Annotated in this window: 2 protein-coding genes and 1 riboswitch; both genes read right to left on the bottom strand. The window is 44.7% G+C overall.

Features of this window, described 5'->3' with window-relative positions:
• Window positions 1-423 precede the first annotated feature (423 nt).
• Window positions 424-1,806, bottom strand: coding sequence for a phosphomethylpyrimidine synthase (gene thiC / locus AC5JMK_RS14250; protein WP_096675410.1), 1,383 nt, complete (start codon window positions 1,804-1,806; stop codon window positions 424-426).
• Between the two features lie 7 nt (window positions 1,807-1,813).
• A riboswitch (TPP riboswitch) is annotated at window positions 1,814-1,908 on the bottom strand.
• Window positions 1,909-2,097: 189 nt separating this feature from the next.
• A partial coding sequence (locus AC5JMK_RS14245; protein ID WP_495910404.1) for a hypothetical protein occupies window positions 2,098-2,452 on the bottom strand: 355 nt, incomplete at its 5' end.

The following is a 2,452-nucleotide window of genomic DNA, read 5'->3' as shown; positions in this document are numbered from 1 at the left end:
TCCACCCTGCCGATCCTTGTTCTACCAGTTCATAAATTTGGCGAAGGTATTGTTAGTTGAAACTGTATCCCGCCTAGAACTAAAGTTCCAGGCTCATAGCGAAAGTCCACTCAAGTGGACTGGAACAAACTTTTTTTTGAGTCCTCTTCAGAGGACTTGCGCTATGAGACTCGGAATTTATTCCGAGGCGGTACAGATGCGCTCAACCTAGATTTGTGTGTACACCGTAGCCTTAATAAGGGGAGAGGTTTGGAGAGGGGTAAAAATCTATGCTTCAAAACAAGAAATACAGACTTCCATATTTTTCTTTTTTTGTATGAAACCACCCCACCCCCAACCCCGCTTTCGGGATTGGGGGTGGGGTTCTTTGACTATTCTCTGTTCCCTTCTTCGACAAAATTCCTAGGCGCAGAGAAACACTGACTAGCTTTGTGTTACCACTTCTTGTTTATCCTTCGCCAAGAACTTCTCTAGTTCCGTCAATGCATCTGCATCTACTTTAGTTTGCATCGGACAGAACTTAGGTCCACACATCGAGCAGAACTCAGCAGTTTTATAAATATCTGCTGGTAAAGTTTCATCGTGATATTCCTTAGCTCTGTCGGGGTCGAGTGCTAATTCAAACTGACGATTCCAATCGAAGTTGTAACGAGCGCGGGAGAGTTCATCGTCTCTATCTCTTGCACCAGGGCGGCGTCTGGCGATATCCGCCGCATGGGCTGCTATTTTGTAGGCAATTAATCCATTGCGTACATCTTCAGAATTTGGCAGACCCAAGTGTTCTTTGGGTGTAACATAGCACAACATAGCAGTGCCATACCAACCAGCCATGGCTGCACCGATAGCGGAGGTAATGTGGTCGTAACCAGGAGCAATGTCTGTGACTAATGGGCCAAGTACATAGAAAGGTGCTTCCGAACACTCTTCCATCTGCTTTTTAACATTGAACTCAATTTGATCCATCGGCACGTGTCCAGGGCCTTCGACCATCACCTGCACATCGTCTTCCCAAGCTTTACGGGTTAGTTGTCCCAGGGTTTTGAGTTCTGCTAATTGGGCTGCATCAGAAGCATCATGAGTACAACCAGGACGGAGTGAATCACCCAAGCTAAATGAGACATCATATTTTTTGAAAATCTCGATGATCTCTCGGTAGTGGGTGTAAAGTGGGTTTTGTTTGTGATGGTGCAGCATCCATCTTGCCAAAATACCACCACCACGAGAGACAATGCCAGTCAGGCGGTTTCTGACTAAAGGCAAGTGTTCAATTAAAATCCCAGCGTGGATCGTCATGTAATCTACCCCTTGTTGGGCGTGTTTTTCAATTACATGCAGAAAATCCTCTGCTGTGAGATTTTCAATCCTGCCATGTACACTTTCCAAAGCTTGATATACTGGCACTGTGCCAATAGGGACGGGTGAAGCTTTAATAATCGCGGTGCGAATTTCATCTAAGTTACCACCGCCAGTGGATAAATCCATGACGGTATCAGCCCCGTATTTTACCGCTAGGTTTAGCTTTTCCAGTTCTTCGTTAATACCAGAAGAGTTGGGAGAAGCACCGATGTTAGCATTTACTTTACATTTGGAAGCAATACCAATACACATTGGTTCTAAATTAGTGTGATTGATATTTGCAGGAATAATCATCCGCCCCCGCGCTACCTCATCTCTGATTAGCTCAACAGGGAGGTTTTCTCGCCTAGCGACGTAGTGCATTTCTTCAGTAATAACACCTTGACGAGCGTAGTGCATTTGACTAACATTGCTCTCGCCTCTTCGCTTGGCAACCCATTCTGTCCGCATATTCGCTTTCCTCAATAAACAGCTTCCCTGCGCCGGCATTATCCGGATTCAGGTGCGAAGGGTATAATCTCAGCCTGGATGCAGGCACCCCCAGCATAAGTATTAATTCTAGCATTTTGGCAGTGGGGCAGATGAGGAAATTAACAATTTATGACCATAGAGTTTTGGGATGATAAGTAATCACGCATAATTCCCTTTGAACCCCACCCCGGTTTTGTCTAACGCCAAAACCGCCCCTCCCCGCAAGCGGGGAGGGGATTAAGCTTTCAAGGGTAGGGATTTTGTATTTGGTCATTTTTTGACTGTTTCAGCCGATTTAAAAATCCTGAAACAACCAAACCACGTTAAGCAATTGAGAATTTTCTCAACTATTTTCGATATTCTAAAAACCCTACCCATGAAAGAGGGGATTAAGGGGAGTAGGGTGGTTTCATACGAAAAAAGAAAAATATGGAAGTCTGTATTTCTCGTTTTGAAGCATAGATTTTTACCCCTCTCCAAACCTCTCCCCTTATTAAGGGGAGAGGCTTTAAAAGAAGATTTTAATTTTCTCTGCTTGTATGAAACCACCCTGCTTAATCCCCCCTTATAAAGGCTGCGGTGTACACATAAATCCTCTGATCCCCCTAAATCCCCCTTAAAAAAG

This window comes from Pelatocladus sp., from assembly GCF_059505505.1.
The sequence above is the reverse complement of the archived record's forward strand: the minus strand, read 5'-3'. Positions and strand labels throughout refer to the sequence as shown.